16 protein-coding genes and 1 other annotated feature are annotated in these 15,171 nt (G+C 56.4%); of the genes, 5 read left to right on the top strand and 11 right to left on the bottom strand.

Annotated features, from left to right (window positions below; genetic code table 11):
• Positions 1 to 26: 26 nt before the first annotated feature.
• The 9 genes from hisIE to hisL form a co-directional block, all read right to left on the bottom strand.
• Positions 27 to 638 (bottom strand): bifunctional phosphoribosyl-AMP cyclohydrolase/phosphoribosyl-ATP diphosphatase HisIE, encoded by a 612-nt coding sequence (hisIE, locus tag KTH07_RS12145; RefSeq protein WP_017693103.1) that lies wholly within the window; start codon positions 636 to 638, stop codon positions 27 to 29.
• Positions 632 to 1,408 carry an imidazole glycerol phosphate synthase subunit HisF gene (gene hisF / locus KTH07_RS12140; protein WP_032619361.1) on the bottom strand — a complete coding sequence of 259 codons (777 nt, stop codon included), beginning with the start codon at positions 1,406 to 1,408 and terminating at the stop codon, positions 632 to 634. The genes hisIE and hisF overlap by 7 nt, the downstream gene beginning before the upstream one ends.
• A complete protein-coding gene (hisA, locus tag KTH07_RS12135) occupies positions 1,390 to 2,127 on the bottom strand; it encodes a 1-(5-phosphoribosyl)-5-[(5-phosphoribosylamino)methylideneamino]imidazole-4-carboxamide isomerase (protein WP_032619362.1) in 738 nt (245 codons plus the stop codon). Before hisA ends, hisF begins: the two co-directional genes overlap by 19 nt.
• Positions 2,127 to 2,717, bottom strand: a complete 591-nt coding sequence (gene hisH / locus KTH07_RS12130) for an imidazole glycerol phosphate synthase subunit HisH (RefSeq protein WP_023300527.1) — start codon at positions 2,715 to 2,717, stop codon at positions 2,127 to 2,129. The genes hisA and hisH overlap by 1 nt, the downstream gene beginning before the upstream one ends.
• Positions 2,717 to 3,784 carry a bifunctional histidinol-phosphatase/imidazoleglycerol-phosphate dehydratase HisB gene (gene hisB / locus KTH07_RS12125; RefSeq protein ID WP_015572397.1) on the bottom strand — a complete coding sequence of 356 codons (1,068 nt, stop codon included), beginning with the start codon at positions 3,782 to 3,784 and terminating at the stop codon, positions 2,717 to 2,719. Before hisB ends, hisH begins: the two co-directional genes overlap by 1 nt.
• A complete protein-coding gene (gene hisC / locus KTH07_RS12120; RefSeq protein ID WP_017693107.1) occupies positions 3,781 to 4,842 on the bottom strand; it encodes a histidinol-phosphate transaminase in 1,062 nt (353 codons plus the stop codon). The genes hisB and hisC overlap by 4 nt, the downstream gene beginning before the upstream one ends.
• On the bottom strand, positions 4,839 to 6,143 hold the full coding sequence (gene hisD, locus KTH07_RS12115; RefSeq protein WP_032619365.1) for a histidinol dehydrogenase: 1,305 nt from the start codon (positions 6,141 to 6,143) through the stop codon (positions 4,839 to 4,841). Before hisD ends, hisC begins: the two co-directional genes overlap by 4 nt.
• 5 nt (positions 6,144 to 6,148) lie before the next feature.
• A complete protein-coding gene (gene hisG / locus KTH07_RS12110) occupies positions 6,149 to 7,048 on the bottom strand; it encodes an ATP phosphoribosyltransferase (RefSeq protein ID WP_000886595.1) in 900 nt (299 codons plus the stop codon).
• A 45-nt stretch (positions 7,049 to 7,093) separates the two neighbouring features.
• Positions 7,094 to 7,217 (bottom strand) — a sequence feature (His leader region).
• Complete coding sequence (gene hisL / locus KTH07_RS12105; protein WP_099516347.1) at positions 7,193 to 7,243, bottom strand: his operon leader peptide; 51 nt, start codon at positions 7,241 to 7,243, stop codon at positions 7,193 to 7,195. Its footprint overlaps the feature before it by 25 nt.
• A gap of 172 nt (positions 7,244 to 7,415) precedes the next feature.
• Here hisL and KTH07_RS12100 point away from each other — a divergent pair, with 172 nt between their 5' ends.
• From KTH07_RS12100 to KTH07_RS12085, 4 genes are all read left to right on the top strand, one after another.
• On the top strand, positions 7,416 to 8,240 hold the full coding sequence (locus tag KTH07_RS12100) for an SDR family oxidoreductase (RefSeq protein ID WP_017383300.1): 825 nt from the start codon (positions 7,416 to 7,418) through the stop codon (positions 8,238 to 8,240).
• 41 nt (positions 8,241 to 8,281) lie between these two features.
• Positions 8,282 to 9,211, top strand: a complete 930-nt coding sequence (locus KTH07_RS12095) for a LysR substrate-binding domain-containing protein (protein WP_015572401.1) — start codon at positions 8,282 to 8,284, stop codon at positions 9,209 to 9,211.
• A gap of 219 nt (positions 9,212 to 9,430) precedes the next feature.
• Positions 9,431 to 9,493 (top strand): membrane protein YoeI, encoded by a 63-nt coding sequence (yoeI, locus tag KTH07_RS12090; protein WP_099458931.1) that lies wholly within the window; start codon positions 9,431 to 9,433, stop codon positions 9,491 to 9,493.
• Complete coding sequence (locus tag KTH07_RS12085) at positions 9,483 to 10,841, top strand: APC family permease (RefSeq protein ID WP_006811203.1); 1,359 nt, start codon at positions 9,483 to 9,485, stop codon at positions 10,839 to 10,841. Before yoeI ends, KTH07_RS12085 begins: the two co-directional genes overlap by 11 nt.
• 154 nt (positions 10,842 to 10,995) lie before the next feature.
• Here KTH07_RS12085 and sbcB read toward each other — a convergent pair whose 3' ends face one another.
• Positions 10,996 to 12,432 carry an exodeoxyribonuclease I gene (sbcB, locus tag KTH07_RS12080; RefSeq protein ID WP_369797329.1) on the bottom strand — a complete coding sequence of 479 codons (1,437 nt, stop codon included), beginning with the start codon at positions 12,430 to 12,432 and terminating at the stop codon, positions 10,996 to 10,998.
• Between the two features lie 191 nt (positions 12,433 to 12,623).
• Between sbcB and dacD the strand changes: the two genes are divergently transcribed.
• Positions 12,624 to 13,796, top strand: coding sequence for a serine-type D-Ala-D-Ala carboxypeptidase DacD (dacD, locus tag KTH07_RS12075; RefSeq protein ID WP_047740833.1), 1,173 nt, complete (start codon positions 12,624 to 12,626; stop codon positions 13,794 to 13,796).
• A gap of 125 nt (positions 13,797 to 13,921) precedes the next feature.
• Here dacD and KTH07_RS12070 read toward each other — a convergent pair whose 3' ends face one another.
• Positions 13,922 to 15,142: an ISL3-like element ISKox3 family transposase gene (locus KTH07_RS12070; RefSeq protein WP_000343760.1), complete on the bottom strand. Its 1,221-nt coding sequence runs from the start codon at positions 15,140 to 15,142 to the stop codon at positions 13,922 to 13,924.
• Positions 15,143 to 15,171: the final 29 nt, after the last annotated feature.

The raw sequence follows: 15,171 nt of genomic DNA, 5'->3' as shown, positions 1-15,171 counted from the left end.
AAAGACCGGGTCTCCCCGGTCTTTTTTTATTTATGTCGTTTCCGCAAATTCTCAATCACCGTCGTTAAATCCAGCTCCTGATCCTGAAGCAGCACCAGCAGGTGATACATCAAATCCGACGCTTCATTCGTCAGCTCCTCCCGGTCATGCACGGTGGCCGCCAGCGCCGTTTCAACACCTTCTTCACCCACTTTCTGCGCAATCCGTTTGGTGCCGCTGGCGTACAGCTTCGCCGTGTACGAGCTCTCAGGATCCGCTGATTTACGCTCTGCCAGCAGCTGTTCCAGCTGATAGAGGAACAGCCACTGGTGGCTCGCCTCGCCAAAGCAGCTGCTGGTACCTTTGTGGCAGGTCGGCCCAATCGGGTTTACCAGCACCAGCAGGGTGTCGTTGTCGCAGTCTGGCGTAATGCTGACCACATTCAGGAAGTGACCCGAGGTTTCCCCTTTCGTCCACAGGCGCTGTTTGGTGCGCGAGAAAAACGTCACCTTGCCGCTGTCGATCGTTTTTGCCAGTGCCTCCTGGTTCATGTATCCCAGCATCAGCACTTCGCCTGAAACGGCATGCTGTACAACCACCGGCAGTAATCCGTCAGTTTTTTCCCAGTCCAGCTGCGCTTGTTGTTGCTCTGTTAACATACCCTGATCTCCACGCCCTGGTCGGCCAGGTACGTTTTTAACTCACCAATATTGATAATCTGTTTGTGGAACACGGAAGCGGCCAGCGCGCCGTCTACGTTCGCATCGCGGAAGGCTTCAAGGAAGTGTTCCATGGTGCCTGCGCCGCCGGAGGCAATCAGCGGAACCTGGCACACCGCGCGCACTTTTTTCAGCTGCTCGAGGTCGTAACCGTTGCGTACGCCGTCCTGGTTCATCATGTTCAGCACAATTTCACCCGCACCGCGTTTTTGTACTTCCTGCACCCAGTCCAGCGTCTCCCATTGGGTGACGCGCGTGCGGCTTTCATCGCCGGTGTACTGGTTAACGTGATATTTGCCTGTCGCGGAATCAAACCAGGTGTCGATCCCCACGACAATGCACTGCACGCCAAACCGGTCCGCCAGACGCGTAATCAGCTCCGGATCTGCAAGCGCAGGGGAGTTAATCGAAATTTTGTCCGCACCGAAAGAGAGAATTTTCGCCGCATCGTCAGCAGATTTAATCCCGCCCGCCACGCAGAAGGGAATATCAATCACCTCTGCCACGCGCGCCACCCAGCTTTTATCCACCACGCGGCCATCGCTGGAGGCGGTGATATCGTAAAATACCAGTTCGTCTGCGCCTTCTTCGGCATAGCGTTTTGCCAGCGGAACGATGTCGCCAATGATCTCGTGGTTGCGGAACTGCACGCCTTTTACAACCTGACCATCACGCACGTCCAGGCAGGGAATTATCCGTTTTGCCAGCATTGAATCGCCTCCTTCACCGTAAATTTGCCTTCCAGCAGCGCGCGACCCACAATCACGCCGCGTACACCGGTTCCGCGCAGAGCGGTGATATCCGCCAGGTCGCCGATACCGCCAGAGGACTGAAACGCCACCTGCGGATAACGCGCGCAAACCTCTTCATACAGCGAGACGTTCGAGCCTGCGAGCGTACCATCGCGTGAAATATCCGTGCACAGGACGTGCTTCAGCCCTACCGGAAGATACATCCCGACCAGCTCTTCCAGCGTTACGCCGGAGTTTTCCTGCCAGCCGCTGACCGCGACCTGCTTTTTACCCTGCGCGTCAATGCGCACATCCAGCGCCAGCACCAGCGCATCCGCACCGAAGCGGCGGAACCAGCCCTTGACCGTCTCAGGATCTTTCACAGCGGTCGAACCGACCACCACGCGCGCCACGCTCGCGTCCAGTAAGGCGGCAACATCGGCTTCCGTACGCACGCCGCCGCCAACCTGCACGGGGACGTCCACGCCAGCCACCAGTGTTTTAAGCAGCGGGATCTGGCGCTTCGACGGATCTTTCGCGCCGGTCAGATCGACCAGGTGCAAAACCTCAGCGCCCTCGGCGGCGTAAGCCTGTAACCGCGGCAGCGGATCGTTGCCGTAGTCGCGCTGCTGCCCGTAATCGCCCTGGTGGAGACGAACAACCGTGCCGTCAATTAAATCTAAAGCGGGAATTATCATCACATCTCCAGGAAATTTTTCAGCAGTTGCGCACCGGCTGCGCCGGAGCGTTCCGGGTGAAACTGCACGCCGTAAAAGTTATCTTTCTGCACGGCGGCGGTGAACGCCTCGCCGTAATTGCACTGGGCGATGGTATAGGTATTCACGGGCATGGCGTAGCTGTGAACGAAATAGAAGTACGCGCCGTCTTCGATACCCTGGAACAGCCTGTTGCCCGCCTTCGGATAAACGCGGTTCCAGCCCATGTGCGGCAGCGGTAGGCCGTGGTCGGTCATTTTCGGCACGTCTTCTTCTATAATGCCCAGCAGATCAACGCCGTTGCTCTCTTCGCTGCGGCGGCCAAGCAGCTGCATGCCGAGGCAAATGCCCAGCACCGGTTGAGTACAGGCTTTGATGAGCTCCACCAGCTCGCGCTCATGGATCTGATCCATCGCCGCCTGGGCGGTGCCAACGCCCGGCAGAAAGAGTTTATCCGCGCGTAGCACCACGTCCGGGTCGCGGCTCACCACCGGCTCGTAGCCGTGGCGCATAATCGCCGACTGTACGGAGTTCAGGTTGGCGCATCCGGTGTCCAGAATCACCACGTTCATTACAGCACTCCTTTCGACGAGGGCAGGGCGTCACCTTCCACGCGGATCGCCTGGCGCAGGGTACGGCCAAAGGCTTTGAACAGGCTCTCGACGCGGTGGTGATCGTTTTTGCCTTTGGTTTTCAGGTGCAGCGTCAGGCCCATAGTGTAAGAAAGCGAGCGGAAGAAGTGCTCCACCATCTCGGTGCTGAGATCGCCCACGCGCTGGTAGGTAAAGTCGGCTTTATATTCCAGGTGCGGACGCCCGGAGATATCCATCGCGCAGCGCGCCAGGCACTCGTCCATCGGCAGAACAAAGCCGAAGCGGTTGATGCCGCGCTTGTCGCCGAGCGCCAGCTTCAGGGCTTCGCCCAGCGCCAGGCCGGTATCTTCCACGGTGTGGTGATCGTCGATATACAGGTCGCCCTTAACGGTGATCTCCATGCGGAAGCCGCCGTGAGTGGCGATTTGATCCAGCATGTGGTCAAAGAAACCGACGCCGGTGTGGATCTTGCTGCCGCCTTCGCGGTCCAGCCAGACCTTCACGTCGATCTGCGTCTCTTTGGTGTTGCGTTCAACGTGGGAATAGCGGTCGCGTCGGGTGAGCTGCTCGCCAATCATCGCCCAGTTTAGCGTGTCGCGGTTATAGCGCAGGCCCGCAATGCCCATGTTGTCCGCCAGCGTGATATCCGTGACGCGATCGCCGATCACATAGCTGTTGCCTTTATCCAGCGCCTCTTCCGCCAGATAACGCTCAACAAGCTTCACTTTTGGCTTGCGGCAGTCGCACTCGTCGGCAGGCATATGCGGGCAGATCAGCACTTCGTCGAAGGCGATGCCCTGCGAGGTCAGCACCTGCATCATCAGGTTGTGCGGGCCGTCAAAGTCTACCTGCGGGAAGCTGTCGGTGCCCAGACCGTCCTGGTTGGTGATCATCACCAGCTTATAGCCTGCTTTCTGAAGCTTCAGCAGCACCGGGATCACGTCGGGTTCAAACGCCAGTTTGTCGAAACGATCGACCTGAAAATCGCTGGGTGGCTCCGAGATGATGGTGCCGTCACGATCGATAAAGAGATACTTCTGACTCATACTTTCTCCGCTTTCAGGGCGTCAATCACGCGCTGGCTCTCTGCACGGGTGCCGACGGTAATACGCAGGCAGCCGCTCAGGGTAGGTTGTTTATTCTGGTCTCGTAAGATAATGCCCTGATCCCACAACGATTTAAATATCGCGCTTGAGGCGGTGAAGCGCACCAGGATGTAATTGGTTTCCGAGTCGAACACCTGCTCCACGCACGGAATCGTTTTAAGGGCATCGACAAGATACTGACGCTCTTCCAGGATCTGCGCCACACGCTCGCGCATCGCGCTGATGCCCTGCGGGGCCAGCGCCTGTGCCGCAATATCGGCAACCGGCGTTGAGAGCGGATACGGGGCGATCACTTTCAGCAGCAGGTCGATAACCGCTTTATTCGCCAGCGTAAATCCACAGCGAAGGCCGGCGAGGGCGAAGGCTTTGGAAAGGGTACGCAGCACAACGAGATGCGGATACTCCTCAAGCCAGCCTGCCAGCGTCGCCTGCGGGCAGAACTCAATATAGGCTTCATCAGCGACGACCAGCGCCTTGCCGCGCGTCATCTCCAGCAGGGTGCGGATATCCTGCGGATGAATAATCTGCCCGGTGGGGTTGTTCGGGCTACAGACAAACACCACCTTCACGCCGTCGAGGTTATCGGCGATGCCCTGCAAATCCAGCTGCCAGTTGTCGAGCGCCTGCACGTTGCGGCAGGCTACGCCAAAGGTTTCGGCGCTGACGCTGTACATCCCGTACGTGGGCTGGCAGTACATCACCGCGTCTTTACCCGGCTCACAGAAGGCGCGGATCAGCAGCTCAATCCCTTCATCAGCCCCACGGCTGACCAGCACCTGCTCAGGCTTCACGCCTGCATACTGCGCATAGTTCTCGATCACCGCTTTCGGCTGACACTCCGGGTAGCGGTTCAGCGTCTGCTGCGAAAGCTCAAAGGCCACCGCCGTGGGATATTCATTGGCATTCAGCCAGACGTCGCCGTTCCCGCCCAGACGACGCGCAGACTGATAGGGCGTCAGGCGACGGACATTTTCGCGGGCTAATTCTTCGATGTTCATGCTTGCTCCTTCAGGGCGGCAACGCGCAGCGTCACGGCATTTTTGTGGGCAGTCAGGCGCTCGGCGGCGGCCAGGGTTTCAATGGTCGACGCCAGCGAGGCAAATCCCTCGCGGGAGAGTTCCTGCACGGTCATGCGCTTCTGGAAATCCGCCAGCCCCAGGCTGGAGCAGGTTGAGGTATAACCATACGTCGGCAGCACGTGGTTGGTGCCGGAGGCGTAATCCCCGGCGGATTCCGGTGACCAGTCCCCGAGGAACACTGAGCCTGCGCTGGTTATGCTGTCGACCAGATCGCGCGCGTTGCGGGTCTGAATAATCAGGTGCTCAGGACCGTACTGGTTGGAGATGGCGATGCACTGGTCAAGATCGCGGGCCACAATCAGGCGGCTGGCGGATAGCGCCTGACGCGCCGTTTCCGCACGCGGCAGGTCAGCCAGCTGACGCTCAACGGCGTCGCCCACGCGTTTTGCCATGTCGGCATCTGGCGTCAGTAAAATCACCTGCGAGTCAGGGCCGTGCTCGGCCTGCGAGAGCAGGTCAGAGGCCACGAAATCCGGTGTAGCGCCGCTGTCGGCAATCACCAGCACTTCAGACGGACCGGCAGGCATATCAATCGCCGCGCCGTCCAGACGCTGGCTGACCTGACGCTTCGCTTCGGTCACGTAGGCATTGCCCGGGCCAAAGATTTTGTCGACCTTAGGAATGGATACTGTTCCGAACGCCAGGGCAGAAATCGCCTGCGCACCGCCCACTTTATAGATCGCCTGCACGCCGCACAGCTTCGCCGCGTACAGGATCTCATCGGCGATTGGTGGCGGAGAGCAGAGCACCACCTTCTGACAACCGGCAATACGTGCCGGGGTGGCCAGCATCAGGACGGTCGAAAACAGCGGGGCAGAGCCGCCGGGAATATAGAGGCCGACGGACGCCACCGGGCGTGTCACCTGCTGGCAGCGTACGCCGGGCAGGGTTTCCACATCCACCGCCTGCAATTTCTGCGCGGTGTGGAAGGTATCAATATTTTTCACCGCGACGGCCATCGCCTGTTTGATGTCATCACCCAGACGATTGCTGGCATCAATGATGTCCTGCTCGGTAACCTGTAACGCGTCGACCTCAGTTTTATCAAACTTCGCGCTGTACTCGCGCAGCGCGTCGTCCCCGCGGGCTTTGACGTTATCGAGGATCTCCGCCACAGTGCGGGTGATGCTCTCCGAGGCGGAAATTGCCGGGCGCATCAGCAGCTCGCGCTGTTGCGCGTCGCTACAGGTATTCCAGTCGATGATTGTGTTAAAGCTCATGGTCGTTACTCCATCATCTTCTCAATTGGCAGCACCAGAATGGAGCTTGCGCCCAGCGCCTTCAGTTTTTCCATGGTTTCCCAGAACAGGGTTTCGCTGCTGACCATGTGCATCGCCACGCGCTGCTGGTCGCCCGCCAGCGGCAGAATGGTTGGACGCTCAGCGCCCGGCAGCAGGGCAATCACTTCGTCCAGGCGCTCGGTCGGCGCATGCATCATGATGTATTTGGATTCACGCGCCTGAATCACGCCCTGAATGCGGGTCAGCAGCTTGTCGATGAGCTGCTGTTTGGCGTCGGCCATCTCGCCGTCGCGCTGGATAAGGCACGCTTTGGAGCGGTAGATCACCTCCACTTCGCGCAGGCCGTTCGCTTCGAGCGTGGCGCCGGTGGAGACGAGGTCACAGATGGCATCGGCCAGGCCCGCACGCGGCGCCACTTCAACGGAGCCGTTCAGCAGACAGGATTTAAACTGCACGCCTTTTTGATCGAGGTAACGTTTCAGCAGGTGAGGGTAAGAGGTGGCGATACGTTTGCCGTTCAGCGCGGCCGGGCCGTCCCAGGCTTCATCGACCGGCGTAGCCAGCGACAGGCGGCAACCGCCAAAGTCCAGACGACGCAGGGTAAAGTAGCGCGGATCTTCGCCCTGCGCGCGGCGGGTTAATAACTCTTCTTCCAGTACGTTTTCGCCGATGATGCCGAGATCAACGACGCCATCCATCACCAGGCCCGGGATATCGTCATCACGTACGCGCAGAATGTCGATCGGCATATTTTCAGCCAGGGCGATCAGGCGCTGGGTGTGCAGGTTGATTTTAATCCCGCAGCGGGCCAGCAGTTCGCGTGAATCGTCGCTTAAACGGCCTGATTTTTGAATAGCTATGCGTAAACGTGAGTTATCTAACATTCTGTGTTCCTCGTTAACCTGTTTTAACCTGTCTGAATGCGGTCCAAAAAAAAGCCCCCGGAAGAAGATCTTCCGGGGGCTTTTTCATGCGTTCATGCACCACTGGAAGATCCAAACGTCTTCCAGCACACATCGCCTGAAAGACTAGTCAGGATGATGGTGATGATGGTGGTTTTTAAAAGGAACGCGTGTCATATAAATTCTCGTTGAATGCTTATGCATTTGATGTCTTTTAACCTAAACCAGTTGTACGCCATAAAGCAAGGGCTTTTTTTGATCATTAATTCATTTCATATTGATGGTATGAATTGTGCGTTCCACCAGGCTGGCGTAGCCTTATAACAGGCATCGTTAAGCGGAGAATGTAATGAAAAAGGTCGCGATTGTCGGGTTAGGATGGTTAGGAATGCCACTGGCGATGTCATTAGCCGCGAAAGGCTGGCAGGTGACAGGGAGTAAGACCACCCGAGATGGGGTTGAAGCGGCACGCATGTGCGGCATTGATGGTGTTGAGCTGCGTCTCGAACCCGAGCTTATCTGCGATACCGACGAGCTGGATGAACTGATGAATGTGGACGCGCTGGTCATTACCTTACCGGCGCGGCGCAGCGGCCCGGGTGAGTCTTTTTACTTGCAGGCGGTGCAGGAGATCGTCGACAGCGCCCTGGCGCACCATATTCCGCGTATCATTTTCACCAGCTCCACCTCCGTCTATGGCGATATCGACGGTACGGCGAAAGAAAACACCGAGCGCCGTCCGGTGACCGCCAGCGGCCGGGTACTGAAAGAGCTGGAAGACTGGCTGCACAATCTGCCTGGCACGCAGGTGGATATCTTACGTCTGGCCGGGCTGGTGGGGCCGGGGCGTCATCCGGGGCGCTTCTTTGCCGGTAAATCCGCGCCGGATGGCCAGCACGGGGTTAATCTTGTGCATCTTGAGGATGTTATCGGCGCAATAGAACTGCTTTTGCAGGCTCCGAAAGGGGGGCACATCTATAATATATGTGCGCCTTCGCATCCGCCGCGCAGTACCTTTTATCCGCTGATGGCGCGCCAGCTGGGTCTGGCGCCGCCGGTATTCAGCGAGGCGCAGGGGGAACGCAAAGGCAAAATTATTGATGGTAATCGTATTTGCCATGAACTGGGATTTGAATATCAGTATCCCGATCCGCTGGTTATGCCCATGGAATAATTGCGCCGGCGGAGACAATCGCACACCGCAAGGGGGCGAAGATGAAACCGCTGCTGGATGTTCTTGTTATTCTGGATGCGCTGGAAAAAGAGGGGAGCTTTGCCGCCGCCTCGGCGAAGCTCTATAAAACCCCTTCGGCTCTGAGCTACACCGTGCAAAAGCTCGAGAGCGATCTTAATATCCAAATCCTTGACCGCACCGGGCATCGCGCGCGTTTCACCCGTACAGGGCAGATGCTGCTGGAAAAAGGGCGTGACGTGCTGCATACGGTTCGCGAGCTGGAAAAACAGGCCGTCAAACTTCACCAGGGCTGGGAAAATGAGCTGGTGATTGGGGTTGATGATACATTCCCTTTCTCCCTGCTTACCCCGCTTATTGAGGCGTTCTATCAGCGCCACAGCGTCACCCGGCTGGTTTTTATCAATGGCGTGCTGGGCGGTTCCTGGGAGGCCCTGACGCAGGGCAGGGCGGATATCATCGTTGGGGCGCTGCATGAGCCTCCCCAGTTGAGCGAATTTGGTTTTGCGCGGCTCGGCGTTCTGGAGCAGGTTTTTGCCGTTGCGCCTCATCACCCGCTGGCGAATGAACCGGAGCCTGTTACCCGACGCGTCATTAAAAACTATCGCGCCATTGTGGTTGGAGACAGTTCTCGCCCGGAATGCGGCATTTCATCGCAGCTGCTGGATGAGCAGGAGGCCATCACCGTTTTTGATTTTAAAACCAAACTGGAGCTGCAAATAAGCGGCCTGGGGTGCGGTTACCTTCCCCGTTATTTAGCGCAGCGGTTTATTGACAGCGGAGCGCTGGTGGAAAAACAAGTTTTAGCGCAAAGCAGTAACGAATCGGTATGGGTAGGCTGGAATGAACAGACCGCCGGGCTTGCCAGCGCCTGGTGGCGAGACGAAATTTTAGCAAATAGTGCTATCGCCACAGTTTACGCTCAGGCAGATGATGGGAAATCAATCAGTTAGTAAAATTAATTTATGGGCAGGTTTCTCAATGTATTGCCTTTTGTATCTGGAATAGGGCAAAATGCCGCCGCTGCAAACAAATGAATAATCGACGATATAAAAGGCGTCGGTTATTTTTTTTTGCATGTACGAAACGAAACTAAAAACCAAGAGGCCGGGCTTCGTACCGGATAGATATTTACTAAAATCCGACAGTTGTTGTCGCTGAGGAAGAAAGAAATGGGGCAATTTTTCGCTTACGTGGCGGTTATCACCGTAAAGGAGAATAACTATGTCGCATAACGCAACTCCAAACACCTCTCGCGTGGAATTACGTAAAACGCTTACGTTGATTCCGGTTGTTATGATGGGCCTTGCCTATATGCAACCGATGACGCTGTTCGATACATTCGGTATCGTATCAGGCCTTACTGACGGTCACGTTGCAACGGCGTACGCCTTTGCGCTGGTCGCCATCCTCTTTACAGCGCTGAGCTACGGTAAACTGGTTCGCCGTTTCCCGTCCGCAGGCTCTGCGTACACCTATGCTCAGAAGTCCATTAGCCCGGCGGTTGGCTTTATGGTGGGCTGGTCATCACTGCTGGACTACCTGTTCATGCCGATGATCAACATTCTGCTGGCAAAAATTTACTTCGAAGCGCTGGTGCCTTCCGTGCCGTCGTGGATCTTCGTTGTGGCGCTGGTGGCCTTTATGACCATCTCTAACCTGCGCAGCATCAAGACCGTGGCTAACTTCAACACCCTGATTGTGATCCTTCAGATGGGGATTGTTGCGGTTATCGTTGGGCTGATCATCTACGGCGTTTCCCACGGGGAAGGCGCAGGTACGCTGACCAGCACCCGTCCGTTCTGGTCTGAAGGCGCTCACGTAGTGCCGATGATCACCGGTGCAACTATCCTGTGCTTCTCGTTCCTGGGCTTCGACGGTATCTCTTCTCTGTCTGAAGAGACCAAAGACGCTGAGCGCGTGATCCCGAAAGCGATTTTCCTGACCGCGCTGATTGGCGGCCTGATCTTCATCGGTGCGTCTTACTTCTTACAGCTGTACTTCCCGGATATCTCTCGCTTTAAAGATCCGGATGCATCACAGCCTGAAATTATGCTGTACGTGGCGGGTAAAACCTTCCAGTGGGGCGTGCTGATCTTCTCCAGCGTCACCGTACTGGCTTCCGGTATGGCAGCGCACGCGGGCGTCTCTCGTCTGATGTACGTGATGGGCCGTGACGGTGTGTTCCCAACCCGCTTCTTCGGTTACGTGCATCCTAAATGGCGTACCCCGGCGTGGAACGTGCTGCTGGTGGGCGCTATTGCCCTGCTGGCGATTAAATTCGACCTGGTAACGGCCACGGCGCTGATTAACTTTGGTGCGCTGGTGGCGTTCACCTTCGTTAACCTCTCCGTGATTTCGCAGTTCTGGATCCGTGAGAAGCGCAACAAGACGCTGAAGGACCACATCAACTATCTGGTGCTGCCAGTGTGTGGTGCCCTGACGGTGGGTGCGCTGTGGATTAACCTGGAAGAGAGCTCAATGGTTCTGGGTCTGATCTGGGGTGCGATCGGTCTGATTTACCTGGCTTGCGTGACCAGAAGCTTCCGCAACCCGGTTCCTCAGTACGAAGACGTCGCGTAAGACTGTGTCGGGTGGAAGACGTCGCGTAAGACTGTGTCGGGTGGCGGCTACGCACCCGACCTACGGACTTCTAAACCGTAGGCCGGGTAAGCGTTAGCGCCACCCGGCAAAAAAAAGCCGGAGACATCGCCTCCGGCTTTTTTGTACCCGCTACTCAGACAATTTCTTGCGCATACTGGAACAGCGCTTTCAGCAGCGCCTGCTTCTCAGCATTCCCTTCATACTGACCGTAAAGCATCTCCAGCTCCTGGGCGTAGCTATTAAGAAACTCCGGCGTAAACACGTTGCGCCGATGCTGTAACCAGCGTTCCTGCTCTGCTTCATCCAGCGTGCCGGGATAGTTGCGCGCGCGATAATTAAACATCAGCTTCTCAATGCGCTTATCTGCGAAGGTGATATCCAGCGCGGGCAGGTTACGCGGGTCGGTTTGCAGCACGATATTCATCGCCGCGCGATCGGCGTCGCTGAAGAAGCCGTTATAAAGCTGCGCATCCACATTCACAGACGGCACGAACGGCTCTGATTCGGCAAAAATGGCGACGACTTTCTCGCGCACATGCGGGTTGTCGCGCAGCACTTTCAGGTTATCGAGGCAGTGCTGACGGTTAATCCCCAGCCGATCGGCGTCTTCCGGGCGCAGCGTGTTGGCCTGCGCCAGCACCGGGCACTTATTGATGTGCACCAGTTTTACCGGTACGGCTGGCAGGGCACCCAGCGCCTCTTTCGGCGTATAGAGCCGTTCACGTAAGGTGTCGCTGTCGAGCTCAAGCAGCGGGGAGATATCTCCGGCGAGATCCACCATGATGACGGCGTTACGGTTGTCCGGATGCCAGGCAAGCGGCGCCACCCAGCTTGTATTCCCGCGCCACGCACCGAACATCCCTGAAATATGCACCAGCGGTTTCATCTGCGGCACGTCAATTAGCGTCATCAGCTTTTGCTTGCTGCGATGGCTCAACAGATACTCAAACAGGCGCGGCTGCGCGGTTTTTACAAGTTTCGCCATAGCGATGGTCGCGTAAACGTCTGCCATCGCGTCGTGGGCGTTGCTGTGCTCAATGCCGTTGGCCCGCGTCAGGTGCTCGAGCCTGAAGCTCGGCAAGCCGTCGTCGTTCTCCGGCCAGTTAATCCCCTCCGGGCGCAGCGCATAGCAGGCGCGCATGATATCCAGCAAATCCCAGCGTGAATTACGGTTCTGCCAGCTCCAGGCATACGGATCGTAGAAGTTGCGATAGAAGATATTGCGCGTCACTTCATCGTCAAAACGGATGTTGTTGTAACCCACCACGCAGGTATTGGGCACCGTGAACAGGTCGTGGATGCGACGGGCAAATTCTGCTTCGCTAACGCCTTTATCCCGCGCTTCCTGAGGCGTGATGCCCGTCACCATTACCGCGCCCGGCTGCGGCAGATAGTCATCGGCGGGCTTACAGTAAAACACCTCGGGTTCGCCGATGACGTTAAATTCGTCATCGGTACGGATAGCCGCAAACTGCGCCGGTCGGTCCAGCGCCGGATGGGTGCCAAAGGTTTCGTAATCGTGGAACAAAAAAGTCGGGCGCGCGGCAGAGTCAGACACCAGTAATCTCATCCTGTTAAAAATTGACGTCTCTATGGTAAACGATTGGGGTGAGCAGTCCGAATAAAAAGCACCGTCAGGCAAGAAATTTGCGAGATTTGTTCCGAAAAAATCAGCGTGCTGTCACATTTTTTTGCAATTAAGGCAGGTAACGACATCAGAACTCCCGTAAAAAGGTCATCGATTTTTACTGACCTGAGGATATACCGTTGAAACGCCGTCTGTTTATTGCTGTTTCTTTACTCGCTTCGAGTATTTCATCCGCGCTGGCTGCCGAGCCGCTGGATTTTTCACCTCAGCCGCCTGCCATCCAGGCTGGCTCCTGGGTATTGATGGATTACACCACGGGTCAAATCTTAACGGCGGGCAACGAACATCAGCAGCGTAATCCGGCGAGCCTGACCAAACTGATGACGGGGTACGTTGTCGATCGTGCTATTGATAGCCACCGCATCAGCCCCGATGACATTGTGACGGTCGGACGTGACGCCTGGGCAAAAGGCAATCCGGTCTTTGACGGTTCGTCGCTGATGTTTCTGAAGGAGGGCGATCGGGTTTCCGTGCGCGATCTCAGCCGCGGCCTGATTGTTGATTCCGGCAATGACGCCTGCGTGGCGCTGGCGGATCACGTGGCGGGCGGTCAGCCGCAGTTCGTCAGGATGATGAATGACTACGTTGAAAAGCTGAACCTGCGCGATACCCACTTCGAAACCGTACACGGGCTGGATGCACCGGGTCAGCACAGCTCCGCTTACGATCTCGCCGTGCTTTCCCGGGCCATCATTCACGGCGAGCCTGAGTTCTATCACATGTACAGCGAAAAGAGCCTGACCTGGAACGGCATCACCCAGCAGAACCGCAACGGCCTGCTGTGGGATAAGACCATGAACGTGGATGGCCTGAAAACGGGTCACACCTCGGGCGCGGGCTTTAACCTGATTGCCTCCGCGGTGGACGGTCAGCGTCGACTGATTGCGGTGGTGATGGGGGCAGACAGCCCGAAAGGACGTGAAGATCAGGCGCGCAAGCTGCTGCACTGGGGACAGCAAAATTTTGATACGGTGCAGATCCTGCATAACGGTAAAAAAGTGGGAACCGAGCGCATCTGGTACGGCGATAAAGAGCAGATCGCGCTGGGCACGGATCAGGACTTCTGGCTGGCATTACCCAAATCGGAAGTGCCGAACATCAAGGCGAAATACGTGATGGATAAAAAAGAGCTGGAAGCGCCGATCGCCGCGCATCAGCGGGTAGGGGAGATCCAGCTGTACGATCGTGACAAGGTGGTAGCGCACTGGCCATTGGTTACGCTGGAAAGCGTTGAAAAGGGCGGCCTTTTCTCCCGCCTCGGCGATTATCTGCATCATAAACTCTGACCTTTTTGGGCAGACTGGCAGTGTTGCGAGTCTGCTCACATAATAAACACTCCTGGTTTGCCGATAATCTCGATTCTGCTTTACAGTGTATATATATGGGTCTTCCCCGATCATGGTGGGAAGGCTCAGAACGCCATATTCAGCTTTCCGTAGTGGAACATCACCCCCAGTTTAAAGCGCTCCCGGTTTCGGTATCCCCTGGCTTTTATCCTCAGCAGCCTGATCTTGCTGTTAAGTGCCTCCGCATTTCCGTTTGAGACACTGTGTCGCATCGCATTCAGGATCCCGTACAGCCTTTTTCCTATCGTTTTCGCGGCATTTTTCATCATGGGAACGTCACTGTTAGCCGCCAGCGCCAACCATCTCTGCCAGTCACTCCGTCTTTCCTCGCTCCATGGCCTGTTCCAGATATCCTTTGCCAGCTCTTTCAGCGCCCAGCACTGGCTCGTCAGCTTCATCTGTGCACGCAGCCACATCAGCTTTTCCTGCCGGGATTCGGTCATCCACTTATCGCTGTACTGCCACAGGAAGCGGGTTCCTTTTGCCTGGTGTCGGCTTTCAACAGGGAGGTGCGGATGTTCATTCTGACGGGTTTTATCAACTACCTCGCCCAGTTGCTTCGCCACATGGAAGCGGTCAAAGGCGATTTTCTCAACCGCACTGGGTAAGTGGATACGCGCTGCTCTTATATAGCCCGCGTTCATGTCCATTGAGAGCGTTTTGATAGCCAGCAACTGCCCATCAGTGAGCGTGCGAAGATAGCCGGCAAGACTCTCTGTGCCGCGATCATCCGTTAAGGCCAGCGCCCGACCATCGCGATCGGAGATCACCGTTATGTAACGATGTCCTTTTTTAAAGGCGACCTCATCCACATTCATATGACGGGCGGATAATGGCTTTTTTATCCGGGCAAGACCTCGCTTAACTGCCCGGGTCATAATGCCGTCAACCGCATTCCAACTGAGCTTAAGTTGCTTCCTGACAGCATCAACGGTGCTGATTTTCAGCCATGAGAGAACGAACGATTCGAATAGCAACGTATACCGGCTTCCGGGGCCAGCCCACGGAACAGGCAACGTCAGGCAGCCATGCTCCGGACACATAATTCGTGGAACATCGGCTTCAACAATAGTGGTGAACTGGCAGGTATCAAGATGGCGCCATTTACGATGACGGTGATCGTGAACAGAACAGGATTTACCGCAGGTCGGACAGGCTAGCCGGGTGTTTTCAGCGATCTCAATAGTGACAGTAACAGAACCGGCATTTTCATCGAGAGAAAGGGACTTTACCTGCCACGGATCGGACAGGTTGAGAATATGAGCGTAGAGGGACTTTTCGTCCATGGCGGTGACCTCTGGCGATTAAATACACC

This window comes from Enterobacter cloacae complex sp. ECL72, from assembly GCF_019056635.1.
Classification (GTDB): Bacteria; Pseudomonadota; Gammaproteobacteria; order Enterobacterales; family Enterobacteriaceae; genus Enterobacter; species Enterobacter hormaechei_C.
This window is presented reverse-complemented; position numbering and strand designations above follow the sequence as displayed.

Bases quoted from the DNA above. Each gene is read 5' to 3' on its own strand.
- hisD (WP_032619365.1), bottom strand. From the start codon at position 6,143: ATGAGCTTTAACACAATCATCGACTGGAATACCTGTAGCGACGCGCAA.
- KTH07_RS12095 (WP_015572401.1), top strand. From the start codon at position 8,282: ATGAAACCGCTGCTGGATGTTCTTGTTATTCTGGATGCGCTGGAAAAA.
- hisIE (WP_017693103.1), bottom strand. From the start codon at position 638: ATGTTAACAGAGCAACAACAAGCGCAGCTGGACTGGGAAAAAACTGAC.
- hisA (WP_032619362.1), bottom strand. From the start codon at position 2,127: ATGATAATTCCCGCTTTAGATTTAATTGACGGCACGGTTGTTCGTCTC.
- hisB (WP_015572397.1), bottom strand. From the start codon at position 3,784: ATGAGTCAGAAGTATCTCTTTATCGATCGTGACGGCACCATCATCTCG.
- KTH07_RS12070 (WP_000343760.1), bottom strand. From the start codon at position 15,142: ATGGACGAAAAGTCCCTCTACGCTCATATTCTCAACCTGTCCGATCCG.
- hisG (WP_000886595.1), bottom strand. From the start codon at position 7,048: ATGTTAGATAACTCACGTTTACGCATAGCTATTCAAAAATCAGGCCGT.
- hisH (WP_023300527.1), bottom strand. From the start codon at position 2,717: ATGAACGTGGTGATTCTGGACACCGGATGCGCCAACCTGAACTCCGTA.
- KTH07_RS12085 (WP_006811203.1), top strand. From the start codon at position 9,483: ATGTCGCATAACGCAACTCCAAACACCTCTCGCGTGGAATTACGTAAA.
- hisF (WP_032619361.1), bottom strand. From the start codon at position 1,408: ATGCTGGCAAAACGGATAATTCCCTGCCTGGACGTGCGTGATGGTCAG.
- hisC (WP_017693107.1), bottom strand. From the start codon at position 4,842: ATGAACATCGAAGAATTAGCCCGCGAAAATGTCCGTCGCCTGACGCCC.
- KTH07_RS12100 (WP_017383300.1), top strand. From the start codon at position 7,416: ATGAAAAAGGTCGCGATTGTCGGGTTAGGATGGTTAGGAATGCCACTG.
- sbcB (WP_369797329.1), bottom strand. From the start codon at position 12,432: ATGAGATTACTGGTGTCTGACTCTGCCGCGCGCCCGACTTTTTTGTTC.